Source organism: Cupriavidus sp. USMAA2-4 (genome assembly GCF_001854305.1).
Classification (GTDB): domain Bacteria; phylum Pseudomonadota; class Gammaproteobacteria; order Burkholderiales; family Burkholderiaceae; genus Cupriavidus; species Cupriavidus malaysiensis.
In genome coordinates this window covers 897869-921723 of sequence record NZ_CP017748.1, presented here as the reverse complement: position 1 = coordinate 921723, position 23855 = coordinate 897869, and the positions used below count along the sequence as shown (strand labels likewise).

Here is a 23855-nt window from a genome sequence, read left to right as displayed (position 1 = left end):
TGCCTCGAAGGGATCGACTTCCCGTTGGACCACATGCCCGCGCCGGTGGTTTCCGCCGGCGCGGCGGTTTGCCTCAGTGGTGCTGGTGGGCACCGTCGCCGGCACCGGTCGCGGTCGGTGCCGGGGCGAACAGCTGGGCGCAATCGACCGCGTCGAAGTGGTACTGCTGGCCGCAGAAGTCGCAGCGGATATCGGCAGCGCCGCGTTCGGCCCGCAGGCCTTCGATTTCCTCGCGGCCCAGCGATTGCAGCATGCCGGCCACCTTGGCGCGCGAGCAGGAGCAGCGGAACTGCGGGCGCGCCGGCTCGAACACGCGCAGGCCGGCCGCCTGCAGGTCTTCCCAGAACAGCCGGCGCAGCAGCGTGTCGGGCGATTCCGCCAGCAGTTCCGGTGCCTTCAGCGTGGCGCCGAGCTGGCAGGCACGGTCCCAGGTGTCGAGATCCTGTGCCTGGCCGACGCCGTCCAGCGCGCCGCCGGTCTCGCCGACCACGGCCGCTTCGCGCGCATGGCCGGCTTCCAGCGTGCCACCGTAGGAGGGCAGCTTCTGCAGCAGCATGCCGGCCGCGACCTGGTCGTCGGCTGCCAGCCAGAGCCGCGTGTCGAGCTGCTCGGAGCTGTGCATATAGTGTTCGAGCACCTCGCTCATCGACGCCAGTGGCCCGTTCTCGTCGGCCAGCGGCACGATGCCCTGGTAGGGTTGCTGGCCGGGCAGCTTGTCGTGTGGATCGAGCGTGATGGCGAAACGGCCGCGGCCGCCGACATTGACCAGTTCGGCGAGGGTCGCGTCGTCGGCCAGCTCGACATCCTCTGCCAGCTTGGCGGTCGCGCGCAGGCTCAGGTCGGACAGGCACTCGACCACCAGCATGCGCACCGGGCCGTCGCCGTGCAGCTGCATGACCAGGGCCCCGTTGAACTTGAGGTTGGCCGACAGCAGCGCCGCCGCCGCCATCATCTCGCCGAGCAGCCGGCGCACCGGGGCCGGATAGTGCTGGCGTTCCAGCACCTCCCGCCAGGTGGATTCGAGCCGGACCAGTTCGCCGCGCACGGGGGCCGCGTCGAACAGGAATTTCTGCAGGGTATCTGGGGAGCGGGTATCGGTCACAATCACTCTTCGGTCAAACGGGTTGGGTTGGGCGCCCGGCCTCGGCTCAGTCGAGGCGCTTGAGCTGCGTCTTGTACATGGCCTGGCGCTCGGCGTAGGTCGCCGCGTTGCGGTACAGGTTGGCCACTTCCTGGTCGTTCAGCTCGCGTACCGCCTTGGCGGGCGCGCCGAGGATCAGGCTGCGGTCGGGGAAGGCCTTGCCCTCGGTCACCACCGCACCGGCGCCGACCAGGCAGTTCTTGCCGATCACGGCGCGGTTCAGCACCACCGCCTGCATGCCGATCAGCGAGCCCTCGCCGATGGTGCAGCCGTGCAGCATCGCCTGGTGGCCGATGGTCACGTTGTCGGCGATGTCCAGCGGGCAGCCCGGATCGGTGTGCAGCACCGAGCCTTCCTGCACATTGCTGCCTTCGCCCACGGTGATCGGCTCATTGTCGCCGCGGATCACCACGCCGGGCCAGACGCTGGCGCGCGCCTTCAGCGTCACGTTGCCGATCAGGGTGGCTTCTGCCGCCACGTAGGCGTCGGGGTCGATCTGGGGGGCGAGGTCGCCGAGCTGGTAAAGCGCCATGGAGTCTCCTGGGCAATGGCTGGGGGAAAGATGGGGGCCGCCCGGCGTCTTTAAAGAGCCTTGCAGCAGAGCAGGGGGCGCATGCGGCGCGCGCCCGGCCCTACAATGGCGGCAGCCGAGATTTTACGCCGATGCCAGACCAGCGACTCAACGACCGGTGCGCCACGGGTGCACCCGATGCCGGACAATCCGATGCCGGACACATTGCCCCGGCCGCCCCGGGGCGACCATGCCTGCGCGAGCAGGCTCTCCACGTGCTCTGCCTGACCGATGCCCGCGCCAAGGCGACGGCGGCGCGCGAGCTGTACCGGCGTGCCAGTGCCGAGACCGATGCCGCACTCGGCTGCGGACTCGTGCTGCCGGCGCCTGCCGGTGTCCCCGGCCGTCCCCGGCGGCCCGAGCTGGTGCCTCCGCGCGAGGTCGGGCCACGCCGCTCGCCCCATACCGAACTGGGGCGGGCGACCCTGATCCATGCGCTGTCGCATATCGAATTCAATGCGATCAACCTGGCGCTGGATGCGGTGTGGCGCTTCGCCGATATGCCGCCGGCCTACTACCGCGACTGGCTGCGCGTAGCCGACGAGGAGGCCCTGCACTTCACGCTGCTGGCCGACCATCTCGCCACGCTCGGCCATGCCTACGGCGATTTCCCCGCCCACAACAGCTTATGGGAGATGGCCGACAAGACCGCCGGCGACGTGCTGGCGCGCATGGCCCTGGTGCCGCGCACGCTGGAGGCGCGCGGGCTGGATGCGTCGCCCGCGGTGCGTGCGCGCCTGGCGGCGGCGGGAGACCATGCGGCTGCCGCCATCCTCGACATCATCCTGCGCGACGAGGTAGGCCACGTGGCTATCGGCAACCGCTGGTTCCGCTGGCTGTGCGCGGTGCGCGGGCTCGACCCGGTATCGAGCTACGCGGAGCTGGCGGCGCACCATGGCGCGCCGCGCCTCAAGCCGCCGTTCAACCTGCCGGCACGCCGCGCCGCGGGCTTCGACGACGATGAGCTGGCCTGGCTCACGGCGCAACAGGATTAGTCTGCAGAGGCCGGCGTGGCGGCGCGCTCCGCTTCGAGTTGCCGCAACACGCGCCGCTGGATCTTGCCGGTAGTGGTCATCGGCAACTGCTCGATGAACTCGATGGCCTTCGGATACTCGTAGGGGGCGAGGCGGCCGCGCACGTGCTGCTGCAGTTCGGCGACCAGCGCGGCATCGGCCGCGGGCGAGCGCGCCACGCCGGGGCTCAGCACCACGAAGGCCTTGACCACGGCGCCGCGCTCGGGGTCGGGCGAGGGCACCACGGCGCAGTTCGACACGGCTGGATGCTTGAGCAGGCAGTTCTCGATCTCGTTGGGGCCGATGCGGTAGCCCGAAGACTTGAAGACGTCGTCGGCGCGGCCCTCGTACCAGAGATAACCGTCGTCGTCGAAGCGCGCCAGGTCGCCGGTGCGGAACCAGCGCAGGCCGTCGTGGCTCGCATACTTGGCCTCGGTCGCTGCCTCGTTGCGCCAGTACCCGAGAAAGATGACCGGGTCGGCGTGGCCGGCGCGGTCGGTGGCACATACCGCCACCTCGCCGATCTCGCCGCCGGCGCAGGGCCGGCCGTCGTCGTCGATCACGGCCACGCGGTGGCCGGGATAGGGCCGGCCCATCGAACCCGCGCGCGCGGGCCAGCCCAGGCGGCCGTCGTCGTACTGGGCGGCGCAGTTGCCGACCACATAGTTGATCTCGGTCTGCCCGAACATCTCGTTGACGATGACGCCGAAGGCCTCGCGGCACCAGGCGAAGACGGTGTCGCCGACCGCCTCGCCAGCGCTCATCAGCGCGCGCAGCCGCAGCCGGTAGCGCTCGGCCGGGCGCGGGCAGGCCTTCATCATCTGCTTGAGCGCGGTGGGGAAGAGGAAGGTATTGGTGACCTGGTAGCGCTCCAGCAGCGTGAAGGCGACCTCGGCCGAGAAGCGACCCTGGTAGCCCACGATGGGTTTGCCGAAGTAGAGCGCCGGCATCAGCGCATCCCATAGGCCACCGGTCCACGCCCAGTCGGCCGGGCTCCAGAACACGTCGTCGTCCTGCGGGTACCAGTTCTGCGAGCAGACGAAGCCGGGCAGGTTGCCCAGCAGCGCACGGTGCGGCAACAGCGCGCCCTTGGGCTGGCCGGTGGTGCCGCTGGTGTAGATCAGCACCGCGCCGTCGTCAGCGCGCGTCGGCTCGGGCGTGAAGTCGGCCGGCCCGGCGGCCAGCAGCGCCTCCCAGCCATGGTCGGCCCCGGCGGCGGCCGCGCCGACGCCGATCACCGTTTCCAGCGCCGCGCACTCGCCGCGCGCCGCCAGCAGGTTGTCGAGCGAGCCCTCGTCGGCGATGGCCACGCGCGCGCCGCCGTGTTCCAGCCGGTAGGCCAGGGCCTCGGGGCCGAACAGCATCGACAGCGGCATGGCGATGGCGGCCAGCTGGTAGACGGCCATGTGCGCGACCACGGTCTCGATACGCTGCGGCAGGATGATGGCGACGCGGTCGCCGCGCCCCACGCCGAGCGCCCGCAGGGCTCGCGAGAGACGGTTGGCGGCGGCCTGGATGTCGGCGAAGCTGTGGCTCGCGCGCCGGCCGTCCTCGTGCTCCGCATGGACGGCGATGCGCTGCGCGGTGGCGGGGTCGCGTGCCCAGCGCGTGCAGCATGCCTCGGCCAGGTTGAAGGTCTCGGGCACGTCCCAGCGGAACGATTCGTGCAGCGCGGCGTAGTCGTCGCGCCGGGTGGCCGGCAGGGCGGCGGATGGCATCGGGTGTCTCCAGTCGGTCCGAGGCCCGCCGGCCCGCGCACGACGCCGGGCGGCGAGCCGTTATAATCGCGGTAAAAGAACGACCGTTCTTTTTTTGCTTCCTGCGTCAGCCGGGCGGTGCCGGATCTCCCGCGCGGACGGCCGGGGCCGCCACGGAGACAGCATGACGATCAGAGAAACCTCGCGCTCGCAATGTATCACGCTGCGCGGGCTGCAATACCACGTACGCCAGTGGGGCGAGGAGGGCGCGCCCATGCTGTTCCTGCTGCATGGCTGGATGGATGTCTCGGCTTCCTTCCAGTTCCTGGTCGATGCCTTCGCACGCGACTGGCACGTGGTCGCACCCGACTGGCGCGGCTTCGGCCTGAGCGACTGGCCGGCGCGCTACCCGGGCACGCGGTCCTACTGGTTCCCGGACTATGTGGCCGACCTCGAGGCGCTGCTCGACCACTACCAGCCGCAGGGCCAGGTGGACCTGGTCGGACACAGCATGGGTGCCAACGTGGCCTGCCTGTATGCCGGCATCCGTCCGCAGCGGGTGCGCCGCGTGGTGGACCTGGAGGGCTTCGGCATGACGGCGACGCGGGCCGAGCAGGCGCCCGGGCGCTATGCGCGCTGGCTGGACGAGTTGCGCGCGCAGCCGGAGATGCGTACTTACGACGACCTGCAAGGCGTGGCGGCGCGGCTGCAGAAGACCAATCCGCGCCTGTCCGACGCGCGTGCTGCCTTCCTTGCCGCACATTGGGCGCGCTGCAACGAGGCGGGGCGCTGGGAGATCCTCGGCGATCCGGCCCACAAGCTGGTCAACCCTGTGCTGTACCGGCTCGACGAGGTGATGGCGATCTGGGCCGAAGTGCAGGCACCGGTGCTGCACGTGGAGGCGCGCGATTCCGCCACGCTGCGCCATATCGCCCACAAGCAGGAGATCGCCGAGTTCAAGCAGCGCTTCGCCGCCTTCCGCGATTTCCGCGAGGCCGTGGTGGATGAGGCCGGCCACATGCTGCATCACGACCAGCCGGAAGCGGTGGCCCGGCTGGTGGAGGACTTTCTTGCCTGAAGCTTGCCTGACGCCGAGCCTGGCGCGTCGCCAGCGGTGCCGTCAGGCGTGCGTGAGCCTTTCCTTGAGCGTGGCGTTGTTGCTGGTGTGCACGTGTACCAGGGCTTTGTCGGGGAAGGCGTAGTGGTAGGCGCGGCGCAGCGCCAGCGCGGCCTCGTGGAAGCCGGACAGGATCAGCTTCTGCTTGTTGGGGTAGTAGGCGATGTCACCGGCGGCGAAGATGCCGCGCCGCGAGCTTTCGTAGGTGGTGGTGTCGACCAGCACGCGGCCGGCGCGCAACTCCAGGTCCCAGTGCGCGATCGGGCCGGGTTCGGTCACCAGGCCATACAGGGCCACCAGTTCGTCGGCCGGCAGCGTCAGCGGCGCCTCGCGCGTGCGCACTTCCACCGCGGCCAGTTGCTCGCCGTCCGGGCCGGGCGCGCACTGCAGGGCCCCCAGCATGCCGATCACGAAGTCCATTTCGCCGGCGGCCACGGCCGCCTTCATCTCGGCGACGCTGGCGTCTGCGGCCCGGAAGCCATCGCGCCGGTGCAGCAAGGTGACGCGCGCCGCCACCTTGCGCAGCGCCAGGGCCCAGTCCAGCGCCGAATCGCCGCCGCCGGCGACGACCACGCGCTTGCCGGCGAAGCGTGCCACCTCACGCACGGCGTAGTGAAGGTGGCGCCCCTCGAGCGCGGCCGCTTCCGGCAGCGCGACCCGCTGCGGCGCGAAGGCGCCGGCGCCGGCGCAGACCAGCACCGCCGCCACGTCGAACTGCTTGCCGCCGTCGGTCGTCACCAGCAGGCGCGCATGGCCGTCGCGCTCGACTTCCGCCACGCTGCTGGCGCGCTGGCCGAAATGCATGGGGAAGGCGAACGGCGCGCATTGTTCCAGCAGCCGGTCGACCAGGTCCTGCGCGAGGCAGCCGGGCACGGCGGGAATATCGTAGATCGGCTTCTCGGGATAGAGCTCGGTGCACTGGCCGCCGGGGCGGTCGAGCACGTCGATCAGCTCGCATTGCAGGCCCAGCACGCCGGCCTGGAAGGCGGCGAAGAGGCCGACCGGGCCGGCGCCGATGATCAGGACATCGGTGCGTACCGGAGCGGCGGCAAGCGGGGCGGAGGCGGGAGCAGGGGTGGATTCGGGCATGGCGTGGCGGCCGGCGCGCGGCGCGGCCTCGGGGACGGTTAGGGCGCGAGGCCCGTTCAATCTCCCACTATACCGCCTGGCGGGGCGCCGGCCGTCCACGCCAGCATTGGCGGCAGGGGCATCGGCGCACCTCGCGGCCCGCCGCGCGATGCCTGCGCCATCACAGCGGCAGATCACAGGAGTAGAATGTCCCTATGCTGAATCCCAACGCCCTCAACGCCGATCTGCATTGCCATTCCACCGTCTCGGACGGCACGCTGGCCCCCGCCGTGGTCGCCGAGCGTGCGCACGCCGGTGGTGTCGCGCTCTGGTCGCTGACCGATCATGACGAGGTCGGTGGCCAGGCCGAGGCGCGTGCCGCGGCCGAGGCGCTGGGCATGCGCTACGTGACCGGTGTCGAGGTTTCCGTGACCTGGGCCAGCCAGACCGTGCATATCGTCGGGCTGCAGATCGATCCCGCCTGCCAGGCGCTGATCGACGGCCTGCACGACACGCGCTCGGGTCGCGCACGCCGCGCGCGCGACATGAGCGAGGCGCTGGCCGGCATCGGCATCGCCGGTGCCTACGAGGGAGCGCTGCGCTATGTCGGCAACCCCGACCTGATCTCGCGCACGCACTTCGCGCGCTGGCTGGTCGACCAGGGCTACTGCGCCGACATCGGCGAGGTGTTCGACAAGTACCTGGCGGAAGGGCGGCCGGGCTACGTCGGCCACCGTTGGGCCACGCTGGCCGAGGCCGTGCACTGGATCCGCGCGGCCGGCGGCATTGCCGTGATGGCCCATCCGGGGCGCTACCACTACACCGACCTGGAGCATGACGCGCTGTTCGACGAGTTCAAGCAGCTCGGCGGCGGTGCGGTCGAGGTCGTCACCGGCAGCCACACCCCCGACCAGTATCGCCGCTACGCCGAGGTCGCGCGCCGCTACGGCCTGCTGGCCTCGCGCGGTTCGGATTTCCATGGCCCGGGGGAAGGGCGCGTCGAGCTCGGCGCGCTGCCGCCGCTGCCTCCCACGGTCAAGCCGGTCTGGCACGACTGGTAGCCGCCATTGCCACCACGGTGCCACTGCGGCCGCGCAGCGTGAGTGCGGCCGGCGCCTGCCGACATCGCCCCCATGTCCCAGTTCTTCGATACTCACCCGCTCAATCCGCAGCCGCGCCTGATCAAGCAGGCCGCGCAGATCATCGCCCAGGGCGGCCTGGTCGCGCTGCCGACCGATTCCTGCTATGCGCTGGCCTGCCGCCTGGACGACAAGACGGCGGTGGAGCGCCTGCGGCGCCTGCGCGGCATCGACGACAAGCACCACCTGACGTTGATGTGCCGCGACCTGTCCGAGCTGGGCAACTTCGCGCGCGTCGACAACCGCCAGTATCGCTGGCTCAAGGGCGCCACGCCCGGGGCCTATGTCTTCATCCTGGAGGCCACCAAGGAGGTGCCGCGCCGGCTCTCGCATCCGTCGCGTAAGACCATCGGCGTGCGCGTGCCCGACAACGCCATCGCGCAGGCCTTGCTGGCGGAGACGGGCGAGCCGCTGCTGTCCGCCACGCTGCAGCTGCCCGGCGACGAGGTGCCCCTCAACGATCCGGCGCAGATCCGCGCGCGCCTGGAGAAACTGCTCGATCTCGTCATCTGCGGCGGCCCGGCGCCTGCCCAGCCTTCCACCGTGATCGACCTGACCAGCGGCGAGCCCGTGCTGGTGCGCGCCGGACGGGGTGATATCGCGCGCTTCGGCCTGTGAGCCAGCCCGCCGGCCGCCTGCCGGGGCGACCGGCCCGCCCGGTACAATAGCGTTCCATGGACTCCTCCCTTATCCAGACTTTCGCGGTCTACGCCCTGCCGGTGCTGTTCGCTATCACGCTGCACGAGGCGGCGCACGGCTACGTGGCCAAGCTTTTCGGCGACAACACGGCCTACGTGCTGGGACGCGTCAGCCTTAATCCGCTGCGCCACGTCGACCCCATCGGCACCATCGCGGTGCCGCTGCTGCTGTACTTCCTGACCGGCGGCCAGTTCGTGTTCGGCTACGCCAAGCCGGTGCCGGTCGCCTTCGACCGCCTGCGCAATCCGCGCTGGCACGGCATGTGGGTCGCGCTGGCCGGACCCGGCAGCAATGTGGCGCAGGCCTTCCTGTGGGCCCTGATGGCCCTGGGACTGCTGATGGCGCATGTGCAGGAGCCGTTCTTCGTCGAGATGGCGCGCGCCGGCGTGCTGGTGAACCTGGTCGTGGCGGCCTTCAACCTGTTCCCGGTCCCGCCGCTGGACGGCGGCCGCGTGCTGACCGCGCTGCTGCCGCAGCGTATCGCCTACGCGGTCGCGCGCATCGAACCTTACGGGATCTTCATCGTGCTGGCGCTGGTCGCCGCCGGGGTCATCACGCAGGTCTGGATGCGCCCGGTAGTCAACCTGCTCAGCTCGCTGGTCGAGCTGATGCTGCGGCCGCTGCTCGCCTTGATCCACTGATGTACTGATGCACCGAGCCGCGAGCCATCGCGTCTTTCCCGAATCAACCGCTTCCCCATCACAATCATGACGTTCCCCGATCGCGTTCTCTCCGGCATGCGGCCCACCGGTGCGCTGCACCTGGGCCACTACCACGGCGTGCTGAAGAACTGGGTCCAGCTGCAGGCCCAGCACCCCTGTTTCTACTTTGTCGCGGACTGGCATGCGCTGACCACGCACTACGAGTCGCCCGAGGTGATCGGCCAATCGGTATGGGAGATGCTGATCGACTGGCTGGCCGCTGGGGTCGATCCCGAGCAGGCCACGCTCTTCATCCAGAGCCGCGTGCCCGAGCACGCCGAACTGTTCACGCTGCTGGCGATGGGCACGCCGCTGGGCTGGCTGGAGCGCGTGCCGACCTACAAGGACCAGATCGAGAAGCTCAAGGACAAGGACCTGGCCACCTACGGCTTCCTCGGCTACCCGCTGCTGCAGGCGGCCGATATCCTGATCTATCGCGCCGCCTGGGTACCGGTCGGCGAGGACCAGGTGCCGCACGTGGAGATCACGCGCGAGATCGCGCGCCGCTTCAACTACCTGTACGGGCGCCAGCCCGGCTTCGAGGAGCTGGCGCAGGAGGCGGCAAAGAAGCTCGGTGGCAAGCGCACCAAGGCCTTCCTGGAACTGCGCAAGGCCTTCCAGGAGCAGGGCGCACAGGAGTCGCTGGAGGAGGGCCGCGCCCTGGTGGCGCAGTCGCAGAGCCTGTCGGCGGCCGACCGCGAACTGCTGCTGGGCTACCTGGCCGGCTCGCGCCGCACCATCCTGGTCGAGCCGCAGGCGCTGCTGACCGCCGCGTCGCGCATGCCGGGGCTGGACGGGCAGAAGATGTCGAAGTCCTATGGCAATACCATCCGCATGCGCGAGACCAAGGACTCGGTCGAGAAGAAAGTGCGCACCATGCCGACCGACCCGGCCCGGGTGCGCCGCAGCGATGCGGGCGAGCCGGCGCGCTGCCCGGTGTGGCAACTGCACCAGGTCTATTCCGACGAGCCGACCCGCGAATGGGTGGAAAAGGGCTGCCGCAGCGCCGGCATCGGCTGCATCGAGTGCAAGCAGCCGGTCATCGATGGCATCCTGCGCGAGCAGCAGCCGATGCTGGAGCGGGCGCAGCAATACATGGACAACCCGGCGCTGCTGCGCGACATCGTCGACCACGGCTGCGCGCAGGCCTCCGAAGTCGCGCGCGAGACCATGCGCGAAGTGCGCGACGCCATGGGCCTGGGCTACCGCTGAGCTCCGGCGTGACCATGGCAATCCCTGGCGCCTCGCCGGCCGCCTCCCACCCGGGCCTGGGCGAACCCTCGTCCTGGGTGACGCGCTGGGCGCACCTGGTGCGGCCGGGCGGGCGGGTGCTGGATCTCGCCTGCGGCGGCGGCCGCCATGCGCGCTGGTTCGCGCAGCGCGGCCACACGGTGCTGGGTGTCGACCGCGATGCCCAGGCCGTGGCCGCGCTGCCGGCCGGCGTGGCCGGCAGGCAGGCGGACCTCGAGCAGGGTGACTGGCCGCTGGCCGGCGAGGCACCCTTCGATGCCATCGTCGTCACCAACTACCTGCACCGGCCGCTGTGGCCGCACCTGCTCGGCGCCCTGGCGCCCGGCGGCGTGCTGATCTACGAGACCTTCGCCAGCGGCAACGAGACCGTCGGCAGGCCGTCCAATCCCGATTTCCTGCTGCGCCCGGGCGAACTGCTCGAGGCGGTGCATGGACACCTGCGCGTGGTCGGCTACGAGGACGGCCTGCTGCAAGTGCCGAAAACGGCGTTCGTGCAGCGGCTGTGTGCCGTGCGCGAAACCGCGCGCGAGCAGGGGGCGGCGGGGCCGCCACGCTATCCGCTGCCGGCCTGAGCCCAAGCCCGGGCCGGCGCGCCCGGGCAGGGAACTACCTAGGGGCGGCGCGGTCGAAACCGCGGTCGGCGGGCCGGTGGTATCCGGTACAATCGCAATATTTGCATCTCCAGAAACCCATTCCTATGACACAGATTACCGGCAGCATCGTGGCGATCGTCACCCCGATGCAGGAGGACGGCAGCCTCGACTACCCGGCGCTGCGCGCGCTGATCGACTGGCACGTGGCCGAAGGCACCGACGCCATCGTCATCGTGGGCACCACGGGCGAATCGCCCACCGTCAACGTCGATGAGCACTGCGAGCTGATCCGTGTGGCCGTGGAGCAGGCCGGCAAGCGCATCCCGATCATCGCCGGTACCGGTGGCAACTCCACGCAGGAGGCGATCGAGCTGACCGCCTTCGCCAAGCAGGTGGGTGCCGACGCTTCGCTGCAGGTCGTGCCGTACTACAACAAGCCGACCCAGGAAGGCATGTACCGCCATTTCCGCACCATCGCGGAAGCGGTCGACCTGCCGGTGCTGCTGTACAACGTGCCGGGGCGCACCGTTGCCGACATGAGCAACGACACCATCCTGCGCCTGGCGCAGGTGCCCGGCATCGTCGGTGTCAAGGAAGCCACGGGCAATATCGACCGCGCCGCGCAGCTGATCCACGAAGCGCCGGCCGGTTTCTCCATCTACAGCGGCGACGACCCCACCGCGGTGGCGCTGATCCTGCTGGGCGGCCAGGGCAATATCTCGGTCACCGCCAACGTGGCGCCGCGCAAGATGCATGAGATGTGCGTGGCGGCGCTGAAGGGTGATGTGCAGACCGCGCGCCGCCTGCACATGGAACTGATCGCCCTGAACAAGGCGATGTTCGTCGAAGCCAACCCGATCCCCGTCAAGTGGGCGCTCCAGCAGATGGGCCGGATGCCGGGTGGCATCCGCCTGCCGCTGACGCCGCTTTCGCCGCAATACCACGACACCGTGCGCAAGGCGTTGTCGGCGGCCGGCCTGCTGGCCTGATCACGCGCGTCTCCCGCCGTCATTCCCTTCTCTAGGATTGCGTGTCAATGAAACTGAAGCTTAACCGCGGCGCGCTGCCTGTGCGCCACGCCGCCTTGGTCGTGCCCCTGCTGGCCATCGGTGCCGTGTCCGGCTGCAGCAGCATCAACGATATGATGCAGCCCGACAAGATCGACTATAAGTCCGCCGCCTCCAGCAAGCGCGGCCCCAAGCTGGACGTTCCGCCCGACCTGACCAAGCTGGAGGGCGATCGCCGCTACTCGGTGCCGGGCGCTACCGCGGCCGACGGCAATTCGTCGACGCTGTCCGACTACAAGCAGGCGACCAAGGTGCAGGAGCAGGCTCCGGCCGAGAACGTGCTGCCGGTCGCCAACGGCATCCGCATGGAGCGTGATGGCAACCAGCGCTGGCTGGTGATCAGCAACGGCACGCGCGCCGACCAGCTGTGGGAGACGCTGCGCAGCTTCTGGCAGGAGAATGGCTTCCTGCTGGTGCAGGATTCGCCCGAGACCGGTGTGATGGAGACGGACTGGGCCGAGAACCGCGCCAAGATCCCGCAGGACTTCATCCGCAACACGATCGGAAAGGTTTTCGACGGCCTGTACTCCACCTCCGAACGCGACAAGTTCCGCACGCGCGTCGAGCGCGGTGCCAACGGCACGCTCGAGGTTTACATCAGCCACCGCGGTGCGCAGGAACAGTTGACCGGCATCGACAAGTCCAACACCGTGTGGACCGCGCGCCCGGCCGATCCGGAGCTCGAAGCCACCTTCCTGGCGCGCCTGGCGCAACGCCTTGGCGTGCAGAAGGAGCAGGCGCAGGCCATGGCCAAGAAGACCACCGGCACCAATGCTGCGGCCGCCGAGGTCAATGTGCCGGGTTCCGGCGGCAAGTCCCTGCTGACCCAGGTCAACGGCGTGCAGGCCCTGCAGATGGGCGAGCCCTTCGATCGCGCCTGGCGCGCGGTCGGCCTGGCACTGGATCGCGTCAACTTCACCGTCGAGGATCGCGACCGCTCGCAAGGCCTGTACTACGTGCGCTATGTCGATACGCGCGACGTTGCCGACAGCCGGGGCTTCTTCTCCAAGCTGTTCACCAAGCCGAACGATGCGAAATCGGCGAAGAAGTACCGCGTCGCGCTGAAGGGCGACGGTACCGGCACCGTGGTCACCGTGCTGAACGACGCCGGCCAGCCCGAGTCCAGCGATATCGGCAAGCGCATCCTGTCGCTGCTCGACGAGCAGCTCCGCTAAGACGGCCGTGCCTGCACGGCAATCGACCCGCCGGCACCGCCAGGTGCCGGCATGATGCGCTTCGGTTTCCTCGGTAGCGGCAGCGAAGGCAATTCGCTGCTGATCGAATCCTGTGCGGGGGCAACGGCCACGCGCGTGCTGCTGGACTGCGGCTTCGGCCTGCGCGAGACCGCGCGCCGGCTCGAGCGCCTGGGCGTGCAGCCGGACCAGCTGGACGCGGTGCTGGTGACCCACGAGCATGGCGATCACGTCGGTTCCGCCTACGCTTTCGCCGCGCGCCATGGGCTGCCGGTCTACACCAGCCATGGCACCTGGCTCGCGACCTCGCACTTGCGTGGTGCCGCGCACGCCGATGTGCGGGTTTGCGGTGCCGATCATCCCTTCGCCGTCGGCGATCTCGAGATCCTTCCGTACACGGTGCCGCACGACGCGCGCGAGCCACTGCAGTTTGTACTCGGCGACGGCGACGCGCGCCTCGGCGTGCTGACCGACGCCGGCATGCTGACGCCCTATGTCACGGCGCGGCTGTCGGGCGTTCATGCACTTGTGCTGGAGTGCAACCATGATCGCGAACTGCTGCGCAACTCCGCCTATCCTCCCTCACTGAAGCGCCGCATCGGGGGCGACTTCGGCCATCTGGCCAATGAAGTGGCGGCCGAGATCCTGGCTTGTGTCGTCCATGATGGCCTGGAGCGGGTGGTGGCGGCGCACCTGAGCAAGCAGAACAATACCCGGGAGCTGGCGACCAGTGCGCTGGCGGGGGTGCTGGGGGAGGGGCGGGCGGAGATCCTGGTGGCGGATCAGGAGGCGGGCCTGGACTGGCAGCCGGTGCGCGCCTGAGGCGGGCGGGGAGTGCGGTGGCGGGCAGGCGTCCGCCGATCCCGCACCCAACAAAAAAAGCCGGCCTCGCGGCCGGCTCTTTCTTTCAGCGTCTGGCTGGAATTACTTGCCAGCAGCAGCCGATGCGTCAGCGGCGGGAGCCGATGCGTCAGCAGCCGGAGCCGAGGCTTCAGCGGCGGGAGCCGAGGCTTCAGCAGCCGGAGCCGAAGCGGCTTCAGCGGGAGCGGCAGCAGCGGGAGCCGAGGCTTCGGCCGGAGCAGCAGCTTCTTCCTTCTTGCCGCAAGCGGCGAGGGCCACGGCGGCCAGCAGCGAAGCGATCAGGAGAGACTTCTTCATTGTTCGTCCTTTAACTTTGTAATGACGGAAAACAACCAGGCGATCAATAATTACCGGTAATTATCGCTCTTGTACTGCAAAATAGAGGCCCTCCCGGGTGCCAACAAATGCAGTGGTACACAGTACTAGCCAGCCGACGATTATATCCGCGTTTTCCCGCCTTGTGTAGCGTGGAAATCTGGGGATTCCAGTGTTACGCATTATTACAGTGCTGCTGGCGCCAGCAGCAGCCAGCCTTCCTCCAGCCAGTGATGAAATGTCTCCATCAGGTCGGGAAGATTCGCGCTGGCAGCCACGTCGGCGGCGCTCAGGCTGCGCCGATCCGCCAGCTTGCGCAGCCATTTTGCCAACTCCGCGGGTGGCTCGTAGGCCTCGCCGTTGAGAAAGAAGTGGTTACGATCATAGAGGGCGATCGAGGCAGGAGCCAGCACGATGCCATGAATTCGTGCCAGTTTTTCGAATTTTCGCAGGGAGATCGATGAGGGCTCGCGGAATTCGACGGTCGGCTTCGGCTCGGACAGGTGGGCACCGAGGAACTCCGAGACATCGGCCTCGGACCAGCGCATTGCCTTGAGCCGCGTGCTGACCGCACGCACCAGATCGGCGGGCATTTGCGCAGGATGCTCAGTGGCGTTTTGTCCAGCGTCGCTGTAGCGTCCCGACAACGCTTCATTGTCCTCGACGGTTTCCGACAGCCACGCCAGGAAGTGGCCGGCAAGTTCGCGATAGGCGGGAGCACGGAATCCGATCGAACAGGTCATGCACTCGCCTTCGGCGATACCGTCATGCGCATACTGCGGCGGCAGGTAAAGCATGTCACCCGGTTCCAGCACCCATTCCTGTTCCGCACTGAAGTCGGCCAGGATCTTGAGTGGCAGTCCGGGAATCAGCTCCAGCGCGGTCTGCGACGAGATACGCCAGCGCCGGCGGCCGGAGACCTGCAGCAGGAAGACATCGTAGGAGTCGAAGTGCGGGCCCACGCCGCCACCGTCGGTGGCATAGCTGATCATCAGGTCGTCGAGGCGCGCGTCCGGCACGAAGCGGAATTGCGCCAGCAGCTCGGCGGCTGCATTATTGTGGAGATTCACGCCCTGCACCAGCAGCGTCCACTGGCGCGTCTTGCGCGAGGGCAGGTTGTCGGCCGCGAAGGGGCCGTGTTCGAGCTTCCAGCGGTTGCGGAAGTGCGTGACGAGGCGCGATTCGACCTCGTCGCGATCGGCCAGTTCCAGAAGAGACTCGGCCGATACCGGGGGCACGATTCCCGGTACGGCTTGTCGAATCAACAGCGGTTTACGTTGCCAGATATCGCGCATGAAGGCAGCCGGCGTCAGGCCGCCCAGCAGGTCCAGCGGCTCGTCCGGGTCGATGGGGCCGGGCGGCAGGGCCTGCGCGTATAATGCGGAATCGTTCATGGAGTCAAGAATTGAAAATCGCTAAGAACACGGTGGTGTCCGTGGTGTACAAGCTGTCGGACGCGCAGGGCAATCTGATCGAGGAGTCGGACGAGCCCATGGTCTATTTGCACGGCGGCTATGATGGCACGTTCCCCAAGATCGAGGAAGCGCTGGACGGCCACGACACAGGCTTCGAGACCCAGCTGCAGCTCGAGCCCGAGGATGCGTTCGGCGATTACGATGCGGAGCTGGTCAAGGTAGAGCCGCGTAACCGTTTCCCGGAGCCGCTCGAAGTCGGCATGCAGTTCGAGGGCGTACCCGAGGACGGTGACGACGACGATTCCATCATCTACACCGTCACCGACGTGGCCGAGGACAAGGTCGTGCTGGACGGCAACCACCCGCTGGCCGGCATGGCGCTGCGCTTCTGGCTCAAGGTGTCGGAAGTGCGTGAGGCGACCGCCGACGAAGTCGAGCATGGCCATGCCCATGGCGCCTCGGGTGTGGAAGTGGTCGACGAGGACGAAGACGGCGAAGAGGGCGGACGTACGCTGCATTGATTCCGCCGCAAGGCGCGCATCCACCAGATCGGGAAGGCCGGCCTTGCGCCGGCCTTCTGCTTTGGTGCGGCCGCGTCATCGCGCCGTCGCACGATCGCAGCGCCGCGGCCGGTCGGGCTCAGTCGCCGTCTTCGCCCGTGCCGCCGGGCGCATCCTTGACGCTCACGCTGAACAACTCCGGTGAGGCCGGCGTGATGCGCAACTCCGCCCATTGTCCGGAGGCGCCCGTCGGCAGCGTGATCCGCTTGAAGTTGCGCAGGGTCTTGCCGTTGGCATCGCGCAAGGGCGTGTCGATGCCGAAGCCCTTCAGGCTGGCATGGATCAGCAGCACCTGGCCGCGGAAGCGCGCCGTCAGCTCGCGCAGCTGCCGCTTGAACTCGAGGAAGCCATCGCGCTTGTGGCGGCTGACGAAAGCATCGAGCAGGGTAGGCCTGCCGCGGTGCTCCCAGCCGTTGCCGAATTGCGGGTCGCCGTGCACGACCAGCACGAGGCCGGCCAGGTTCTGCTGCTGCGCCAGGAAGAAGGCGCGCGCCAGCCACTGGTGGTTGGCTTCGCGCCGGTCCTCGAATTCACCGTTGCGCCCGCCCTCGGCCAGGTAGTGGTTGTTGTCGCCGGGCAGGTTCATTCCCACCATCATGACCGGACCGGCGCGCCAGCGCACGTTCTCGCGGAAGCTGCGGAAGGTGGCCTGGTCGGATTGCCGCATCAGCGGGATGGTGCGCTGGCCGAGCGAGGCATCGCTGGCGTAGAACAGTTCGCGCAGGCGGTTCAGCCGTTCGAGCGGGTCGAAGCTGCCGCTCGCCGCACGCTGGCACTCGGCCCATTCGGCCTCGCCTGGCACATAGACGAGTGGTAACGGTGAAGCGTCGAGCAACCGTTCGCGCGCATCGAGCACGTGGTCGCCGCAGCTTTCGGTGTCACCCTTGATGCCGCCGGCGTGGACCACGAAGTCCAGCCGCTGCTCGCCCAGGCTGGCCAGCAGCCGGCCGACCGCGGCTTCCGCCGCCGGCCACTGCGGCTGGTCCGCCAGCAGCGCCACGCGCACGATCGGGCCGGTCGGGGCCGTCGGGGCCCCGTGGCCGGCCGCTGGGGCCAGGGCGGCCGCCAGCGCCAGCGCGCCGAGCAGGTACGCCCGGGCGCGTGCCACGCCGCGACGGTGGCGAGCAACCAGGCCCGGCCGTGGCCTGGCGATCGGCGTCATGCGCTAGCGGCCATCTCGACGGCCAGCGCCTTGAGCCGATAGAGGGCTTCCAGTGCATCGCGCGGCGTCATGCTGTCCGGGTCGACGCCCGCCATGGCATCCAGCAGGGCCTGCGCCATCGGCGAGCCGCCGGGTGCCGGCGAGACATCGGTCTCGGCATCCTGCTCGTCCTCCGGGGCCGGCGGTGCGGCGAAGAGGTCGAGCTGGGGCGTCGGCGTGGCATCGGCGGATTGCTGTTCGAGCCAGGCCAGGTGCTTGCGCGCGGCGCGGATCACCGCTTGCGGCACGCCGGCGAGCTGGGCCACCTGCAGGCCGTAGCTCTGGCTGGCCGGCCCGTCCTGCACAGCGTGCAGGAACACGATGCCGTCGCCGTGCTCCACCGCCGACAGGTGGACGTTGGCGGCCTGCGGAAACTCCTGCGGCAGCTGGGTCAGTTCGAAGTAATGGGTGGCGAACAGCGTGTGGCTGCGGTTGTGCGCCAGCAGGTGGCGCGCGATCGCCCAGGCCAATGCAAGGCCGTCGAAGGTCGAGGTGCCACGGCCGATCTCGTCCATCAGCACCAGGCTGGAAGGCGTGGCGTGGTGCAGGATGCCCGCCGCCTCGGTCATTTCCACCATGAAGGTGGAGCGCCCGCCGGCGAGATCGTCGGCGGCGCCGATGCGGGTGAAGATGCGGTCGATCGGTCCGATCACCGCACGGCGCGCCGGCACGTAGGCGCCGACGCAGGCCAGCAGCGTGATCAGCGCGGTCTGCCGCATGAAGGTCGACTTACCGCCCATGTTCGGGCCGGTGATCAGCAACAGCTTGCGCGCCTCGTTGAGCTGGCTGTCGTTGGCGATGAAGGGCACCGACTCGGCGGCGAGCTGGCCCTCGACCACGGGATGGCGGCCCTGCACGATATCGATAACGTTCTCGCCGACGCGCTCCGGGCAGGTCCAGTCCAGCGTCTGCGCGCGCTCGGCCAGCGCCGCCAGCACGTCCAGCCGAGCCAGCGCACCGGCGACGCGCTTGAGTTCGCCGATGTGCGGCAGCAGGTTCTGCAGCAGGCCGTCGTAGAGCAGCTTCTCGCGCGCCAGCGCGCGGTCCTGCGCCGACAAGGCCTTGTCCTCGAAGGCCTTCAGCTCCGGCGTGATGTAGCGCTCGGCGTTCTTCAGCGTCTGGCGGCGGCGGTAGTCATCGGGCACCTTGTCCGCCTGCCCGTTGGTCACCTCGATATAGAAGCCGTGCACGCGGTTGTACTCGACGCGCAGGTTGGCGATGCCGGTGCGGCTGCGCTCGCGCGTCTCCAGGTCGATGAGAAACTGGCCGCAGTTTTCCGAGATGTCGCGCAGTTCGTCGAGCGCGGCGTCGTAGCCGCGCGCGATCACGCCGCCGTCGCGGACCGCGGCGGCCGGCTCCTCGGCCACCGCCGCGTGCAGCAGGTCCAGGCAAGCCTGCGGCACCTCCAGTTCGCCCACTGTCAGCGCCAGCAGCGGCGCGCCGTCGTCGGCCGCCACGCAGGCCGCCACCTCGGGCAGCGCGCGCAGCGTGTCGCGCAGCGAAGACAGGTCGCGCGGGCGGGCGCTCAGCAGGGCCAGCCGCGCAGTGATGCGCTCTACGTCGGCCAGCCGGCGCAGCGCCGCGCGCAGGGTGTCGGTGCCTTGCTCGATCAGCGTGCCGATGGCCTGCTGGCGCGCGCGTGGCTGCGCGGCGTCGCGCAGCGGATGGTGCAGCCAGTGGCGCAGCAGCCGGCTGCCCATGGTGGTGGCACAGGTGTCCAGCAGCGAGAACAGGGTCGGCGACTCGCCGCCGCGCAGTGTCTCGGTCAGTTCGAGATTGCGCCGCGTGGCGGTATCCAGGCCGACGAACTCCGACTCGCGCTCGACCTGCAGGCTCTGCACGTGGCGCAGCGACTGCCCCTGCGTGTTGGCCGCATAGTTCAGCAAGGCGCCGGCGGCGCCGATGGCCGCGCCCAGGCCTGCGCAGCCGAAGGGGTCCAGGCTGGCCACGCCGAGCTGCTCGCGCAGGCGCCGTGTGCCGGCCTCCTGGTCGAAATGCCACTCCGGCAGCCGCGTACGCGCGCAGCCGAGTGCGGGCAGCTCGATGCCATCGGCATACAGCACCTCGGCCGGGCGGATCCGCTCCAGCTCGCGAGCCAGCTGCGCGACCTCGCACTCCATCAGGCGCAGCTCGCCGCTGGCCAGGTTCAGCCAGGCCAGCCCGATCTTGCTGACGCCGCGGCGCGTGGTCTGCTGGTGCACCGCCAGCAGGAAGGTATCGGACTTGTCCGGCAGCAGCGCCGCATCGGTCAGCGTGCCGGGGGTGACGATGCGCACCACCTTGCGCTCGACCGGCCCCTTGCTCGTTGCCGGATCGCCGATCTGCTCGCAGATCGCCACCGACTCGCCCAGTTTGACCAGGCGGGCCAGGTACTGGTCGACCGAGTGGAAGGGGATGCCGGCCATGCGGATCGGCACGCCGTTCGAGGCGCCGCGCGCGGTCAGCGTGATGTCGAGCAGGCGCGCGGCCTTCTCGGCATCGTCATGGAAGAGCTCGTAGAAGTCTCCCATGCGATAGAAGAGCAGGGTATCGGGGTGGTCGGCCTTGATGCGGAGATACTGCTGCATCATCGGCGTATGGCTGTCCTTGGACGGTTTCTTGACTGCTTGATCCACGTTGGCTTTTTCCTGCTTTTCCTTGTCTGGCATGGTGCGGCGGTGGCCAAGCCGGCGCCGCGACGGTACGCCATGCGTTTCGGTGCCTGCGTTGCGTGGCGGCGGTGGGCCGACAGCATGCGGCCGGCTTGCCGCCGGGCGCGCTGGTGCCGTAGCCGGTCCCTGGCTGGCCGGCCACGGTCCGCAGCCAATGCTGTTGGAAAGGAAGCGGGCGCGACTCGTATGCACCGGTGCGAAGTTGCGCAACGCAAGGCAAAACAGGCGACAGTTTACCCCAGGCGACAGGTGCCTCGAGCGAGTCGCATGCGGGACGGGCAGGGCGGCCGGGTGCCGGCATTGCGCCGCGGGTGTTCCGGCTGCCGCGGGCAGGGCAGGCAGGGCGCGGTGCGGCTGCCAGCCTTAGTCTCACGCGTCCGGCGACGCGGGGATCCGATAGCCCTCGTCCGACCACTGGGATATCCGCTCCGGTATCAGCCATGATTTTCGCGCTGGTGATTCATGAATATCTTTCCGACAAGGCTTCTGGACATCGGGAGAGACATCGGGAGGGGGCATGCACATGAAGATGTCAGCGCCGTGAATGAAACAACTGTGTCAAAGCTACAACAGATAATTTTGATAGCATGCCTGCAGCGTCACTTGGTGCTGTTCACAAACCAATCGACTGATTGTGATTCATGGAACTCTTTTTGTTCCGGTATGTGGAATCAAAAGTGGCGGAAAGAAGTTGTATGCGCAACAAACCACGCCCCGGCGCGGATTGCGCCCAGTCCGGGGAGAAGGGCGGAAGTCCTTGCGCGTCGGTTCGGCTCGCGGCGGGCAGGGATCGGCTCGGATCTGCTGAAATCTACTTGGATGCATGGCTTTTTGGGCTGAAATGATCAAAAAACCCGTGCATATCGATGAAAAGATGCAGGATGGCGCGCCGGCTAGCACTTGCCAGGTGCAAGTGTTCGTCAGGAGGAAGCATGGCGGATGGCGTCCTGCCAGGGGATTGCGCAGCGTTTGCCGAGGTCTATACAATGCGCCCGCACCGCAAGCCATGCGGATTCATCTATACGTAGCCGGCGGCCAATGGACTGTCGGCAATGCAGTGCCCGGGAATGATTGCGGAATAAGAAGGAAGAGGCGGGGATTAAGTGGACAACAATGAAAAGAGTGCCCTCGACGCGATTCGGGAGCTGAACCTTTCGTATCTTGTGCTGGCGCAGCGCATATTGCGGGAGAATATGGCGGTGGGGATGTACCGGCTGGGTATCTCGCGCGACATTGCCGAGGCGCTGGTGGGCGTTTCCACCGGCCAGTTGGTCAAGCTGGCGGCGGGGGAGCAGTCGGTGTGCGGCTTCCGCATCCTCGATGCCTCGCTGCTGACGATGCTGACGCAGACGGCCAAGCACGAGCAGTTGGCCCCCACGCACGCGGCCATCGTGCTTTCCACGCAGCCGTCGCCGCGCATGGCGTGAGGCCGGCCGGGCAGGCGCACACTGTGCCGCCTGCGCGGCCCCTTTCCGTGCCGTTCCTAAGGGTCTGGGCCGGCAGCGGGGCGTGAGCCTGTTTCAAAGGCCACCGGATGGTTCCGGTGGCTGTCCACCGGGCCGGCATGGCCCGGCCCCAAGGGTCAGAACTGCTCCCACTCCGCCTCGGCTCCGGCCCCGGCATTCGCCAGGCCGCGCGATGTCATCGGCGCGGCCTGGGTAGCGGGGGCGCGGGCTGCAGCGCTGGCTGCCGGCACGCTTGCGGCAGGCTTGGTGGCGGCCGGCGCAGCCCGGGTGGCGGTGGGGCGGACCGTTCGTGTGGCGCGCGCCGCCGATGCGGACGAGGCGGGCACCGCGCTGCTCTGCGCGGATGAGGCGGCGCCGGCGAGCTTGAACGCGCTTACCGTCTGTACCAGCTTGCTGGCCTGCTCCTGCATCGACTGCGAGGCGGCCGAGGCTTCTTCCACCAGGGCGGCGTTCTGCTGCGTCACCTCGTCGATCTGCGCGATGGCCTGGTTGACCTGCTCGATGCCCGAGGTCTGTTCCTGCGTGGCGGCGGTGATCTCGCCCATGATGTCGGTCACGCGGCGCACGCTTTCGACGATCTCGCCCATGGTGTCGCCGGCCTGTCCGACCAGCTGGCTGCCTTCGTCGACCTTCTGCACCGAACTCTCGATCAGGCCCTTGATCTCGCGCGCGGCGGCCGCACTGCGTTGCGCGAGCGTGCGCACCTCGCCGGCGACCACGGCGAAGCCGCGGCCCTGCTCGCCGGCCCGGGCGGCTTCCACGGCCGCGTTCAGGGCCAGGATATTGGTCTGGAAAGCGATGCTGTCGATCACGCCGATGATGTCGACGATCTTCTGCGAGGCATCGTGGATGGCGTGCATGGTGTCGACCACGCGGGCCACCACGGCACCGCCGCGGCTGGCCACGTCGGAAGCGGACAGCACCAGCTGATTGGCCTGGCGTGCGCTTTCCGCGTTCTGCTTGACAGTGGCTGTCAGCTGCTCCATCGACGCCGCCGTCTCTTCCAGCGAACTTGCCTGCTCTTCGGTGCGCGAAGACAGGTCCAGGTTGCCGGTGGCGATCTCCGCCGACGCGCTGCCGATCAACTCGGTGCCGCTGCGCACCTCGCCGACGATGCGCACCAGGCTTTCATTCATCTGCTTGAGCGCCTGCAGCAGCTGGCCGGTCTCGTCGCGGGAGTTCACCTCGATGCGGCTGCCGAGGTCGCCGTCGGCCACGGTCTGCGCGATGGCCACGGCCTGCTGCAGCGGACGCGAAACCAGCCGCGCCAGCCACAGCGCCAGGGCCAGGCCGAGCGCGACGCCGCCTACCAGCAGGCCGATGATCCAGGCGCGCGACGAGGCATAGCGGGTGTCGCTGTCAGCGGAGGCCTGGTTGGCGCCGGCCTCGTTGATGCGGACGATTTCCCCGATGCCAGCCTCCAGGCCGTTGAACCGCTCCAGGCCCTCGCCGCGCATGATGTCCATGGCCGCGTCGGCCTGGTCGGAGCGCGACAGCTCCAGTGCCTTCTGCATCAGCGCGTCGTAGGCGACCTGCTGCTTGTCGAAGGCCTCGTAGGCCTGCTTCTCCTGCTCGCTGGAGATCAGCGCGCGATAGGTTCGCTCGTCCTTCTGCAGCTTGTCGCGGATCTGGCCCATCAGGGCATCGTATTTCTGCTTGGTGGCCGCATCATGCGAGATGATGTGCTGGAGCACGCCGCTGCGCATGCGCGACAGGCCGTATTCGATCTCGCCGGCCGCGCGTATCGACGGCAGCCAGTTGGTGGCCATGTCGGTCGACGCCTGGTTGACCATGCCGAGCTGCAGAATCGAGAAGATGCCGAGCAGCGCGGTCAACGCCAGCAGGGAGACGAAGGCCAGCAGCAGCTTGTGCGCCAGCTTGAGGTTGCGAAACCAGTTCATGCAATTCACCAGCAGGTGGTTCAGTTGGGAAGGGCGTTGTCCTGGCTGAGCGAGGGCAGCGCTTGCCGGCGTCATGCGGCGTGCCGGCGAGGCGCAGGAGATCCCGCCCGGCAAGCGTTCGGCTTGCCAGCGCAGCGGTCTGGTCGGGGTGGGGGATCTGTCCTTCGGTCTGGGTGCTACTGCGCTGGCGCAGTCAGGTGATGACCCGACTAACGGCAGCGGAGGCCCGGAACTT

Annotated in this window: 21 protein-coding genes; 12 read left to right on the top strand and 9 right to left on the bottom strand. The window is 68.6% G+C overall.

Annotated elements, in window-relative coordinates; all coding sequences use genetic code 11:
- Nucleotides 1–73 precede the first annotated feature (73 nt).
- Together hslO and BKK79_RS04050 are read right to left on the bottom strand one after the other, a co-directional pair.
- Nucleotides 74–1102, bottom strand: a complete 1029-nt coding sequence (gene hslO, locus BKK79_RS04055; protein ID WP_071037199.1) for an Hsp33 family molecular chaperone HslO — start codon at nucleotides 1100–1102, stop codon at nucleotides 74–76.
- A 46-nt stretch (nucleotides 1103–1148) separates the two neighbouring features.
- Nucleotides 1149–1673, bottom strand: a complete 525-nt coding sequence (locus BKK79_RS04050; RefSeq protein ID WP_071037198.1) for a gamma carbonic anhydrase family protein — start codon at nucleotides 1671–1673, stop codon at nucleotides 1149–1151.
- A gap of 131 nt (nucleotides 1674–1804) precedes the next feature.
- On the opposite strand from BKK79_RS04050, the gene BKK79_RS04045 reads away from it, so the two are divergent.
- Nucleotides 1805–2707: a ferritin-like domain-containing protein gene (locus BKK79_RS04045; RefSeq protein ID WP_084084484.1), complete on the top strand. Its 903-nt coding sequence runs from the start codon at nucleotides 1805–1807 to the stop codon at nucleotides 2705–2707.
- Here the strand turns inward: BKK79_RS04045 and BKK79_RS04040 are convergent.
- A complete protein-coding gene (locus BKK79_RS04040; protein WP_071037196.1) occupies nucleotides 2704–4443 on the bottom strand; it encodes an acyl-CoA synthetase in 1740 nt (579 codons plus the stop codon). The genes BKK79_RS04045 and BKK79_RS04040 overlap by 4 nt on opposite strands.
- 163 nt (nucleotides 4444–4606) lie before the next feature.
- Here BKK79_RS04040 and BKK79_RS04035 point away from each other — a divergent pair, with 163 nt between their 5' ends.
- Nucleotides 4607–5500 (top strand): alpha/beta fold hydrolase, encoded by an 894-nt coding sequence (locus BKK79_RS04035; RefSeq protein WP_071012150.1) that lies wholly within the window; start codon nucleotides 4607–4609, stop codon nucleotides 5498–5500.
- Between the two features lie 42 nt (nucleotides 5501–5542).
- Here the strand turns inward: BKK79_RS04035 and BKK79_RS04030 are convergent, their stop codons facing one another.
- The gene (locus BKK79_RS04030) at nucleotides 5543–6628 is read right to left on the bottom strand and encodes an NAD(P)/FAD-dependent oxidoreductase (RefSeq protein ID WP_071012152.1); all 1086 of its coding nucleotides are present in this window, start codon (nucleotides 6626–6628) and stop codon (nucleotides 5543–5545) included.
- A gap of 194 nt (nucleotides 6629–6822) precedes the next feature.
- Here BKK79_RS04030 and BKK79_RS04025 point away from each other — a divergent pair, with 194 nt between their 5' ends.
- From BKK79_RS04025 to BKK79_RS03990, 8 genes are all read left to right on the top strand, one after another.
- Complete coding sequence (locus tag BKK79_RS04025) at nucleotides 6823–7668, top strand: 3',5'-nucleoside bisphosphate phosphatase (RefSeq protein WP_071012153.1); 846 nt, start codon at nucleotides 6823–6825, stop codon at nucleotides 7666–7668.
- 72 nt (nucleotides 7669–7740) lie between these two features.
- A complete protein-coding gene (locus BKK79_RS04020; RefSeq protein ID WP_071012155.1) occupies nucleotides 7741–8364 on the top strand; it encodes an L-threonylcarbamoyladenylate synthase in 624 nt (207 codons plus the stop codon).
- 56 nt (nucleotides 8365–8420) lie between these two features.
- Nucleotides 8421–9086, top strand: coding sequence for a site-2 protease family protein (locus BKK79_RS04015; protein ID WP_071012156.1), 666 nt, complete (start codon nucleotides 8421–8423; stop codon nucleotides 9084–9086).
- A 66-nt stretch (nucleotides 9087–9152) separates the two neighbouring features.
- Nucleotides 9153–10358: a tryptophan--tRNA ligase gene (locus BKK79_RS04010; RefSeq protein WP_071037195.1), complete on the top strand. Its 1206-nt coding sequence runs from the start codon at nucleotides 9153–9155 to the stop codon at nucleotides 10356–10358.
- Between the two features lie 14 nt (nucleotides 10359–10372).
- On the top strand, nucleotides 10373–10969 hold the full coding sequence (locus tag BKK79_RS04005; RefSeq protein ID WP_071012160.1) for a class I SAM-dependent methyltransferase: 597 nt from the start codon (nucleotides 10373–10375) through the stop codon (nucleotides 10967–10969).
- 125 nt (nucleotides 10970–11094) lie between these two features.
- The gene (gene dapA, locus BKK79_RS04000) at nucleotides 11095–11979 is read left to right on the top strand and encodes a 4-hydroxy-tetrahydrodipicolinate synthase (RefSeq protein ID WP_071012162.1); all 885 of its coding nucleotides are present in this window, start codon (nucleotides 11095–11097) and stop codon (nucleotides 11977–11979) included.
- Between the two features lie 47 nt (nucleotides 11980–12026).
- Nucleotides 12027–13232, top strand: a complete 1206-nt coding sequence (gene bamC / locus BKK79_RS03995; protein WP_071012163.1) for an outer membrane protein assembly factor BamC — start codon at nucleotides 12027–12029, stop codon at nucleotides 13230–13232.
- Between the two features lie 51 nt (nucleotides 13233–13283).
- Nucleotides 13284–14072, top strand: coding sequence for an MBL fold metallo-hydrolase (locus BKK79_RS03990; protein ID WP_071037193.1), 789 nt, complete (start codon nucleotides 13284–13286; stop codon nucleotides 14070–14072).
- 102 nt (nucleotides 14073–14174) lie between these two features.
- On the opposite strand, the gene BKK79_RS41450 is transcribed toward BKK79_RS03990, so the two are convergent.
- On the bottom strand, nucleotides 14175–14408 hold the full coding sequence (locus BKK79_RS41450; RefSeq protein WP_083384015.1) for a hypothetical protein: 234 nt from the start codon (nucleotides 14406–14408) through the stop codon (nucleotides 14175–14177).
- 203 nt (nucleotides 14409–14611) lie between these two features.
- Nucleotides 14612–15820 (bottom strand): cupin domain-containing protein, encoded by a 1209-nt coding sequence (locus BKK79_RS03985; RefSeq protein WP_083384016.1) that lies wholly within the window; start codon nucleotides 15818–15820, stop codon nucleotides 14612–14614.
- A gap of 11 nt (nucleotides 15821–15831) precedes the next feature.
- On the opposite strand from BKK79_RS03985, the gene BKK79_RS03980 reads away from it, so the two are divergent.
- Nucleotides 15832–16362, top strand: coding sequence for an FKBP-type peptidyl-prolyl cis-trans isomerase (locus BKK79_RS03980; protein WP_071012166.1), 531 nt, complete (start codon nucleotides 15832–15834; stop codon nucleotides 16360–16362).
- A 118-nt stretch (nucleotides 16363–16480) separates the two neighbouring features.
- Here BKK79_RS03980 and BKK79_RS03975 read toward each other — a convergent pair whose 3' ends face one another.
- On the bottom strand, nucleotides 16481–17563 hold the full coding sequence (locus BKK79_RS03975; RefSeq protein ID WP_232346267.1) for a hypothetical protein: 1083 nt from the start codon (nucleotides 17561–17563) through the stop codon (nucleotides 16481–16483).
- Nucleotides 17560–20172, bottom strand: coding sequence for a DNA mismatch repair protein MutS (gene mutS, locus BKK79_RS03970; RefSeq protein ID WP_071038419.1), 2613 nt, complete (start codon nucleotides 20170–20172; stop codon nucleotides 17560–17562). The genes BKK79_RS03975 and mutS overlap by 4 nt, the downstream gene beginning before the upstream one ends.
- A gap of 1184 nt (nucleotides 20173–21356) precedes the next feature.
- Here mutS and flhD point away from each other — a divergent pair.
- The gene (flhD, locus tag BKK79_RS03965; protein WP_071012168.1) at nucleotides 21357–21680 is read left to right on the top strand and encodes a flagellar transcriptional regulator FlhD; all 324 of its coding nucleotides are present in this window, start codon (nucleotides 21357–21359) and stop codon (nucleotides 21678–21680) included.
- A 155-nt stretch (nucleotides 21681–21835) separates the two neighbouring features.
- Here the strand turns inward: flhD and BKK79_RS03960 are convergent, their stop codons facing one another.
- A complete protein-coding gene (locus BKK79_RS03960; protein WP_084084480.1) occupies nucleotides 21836–23620 on the bottom strand; it encodes a methyl-accepting chemotaxis protein in 1785 nt (594 codons plus the stop codon).
- Between the last annotated feature and the right edge of the window lie 235 nt (nucleotides 23621–23855).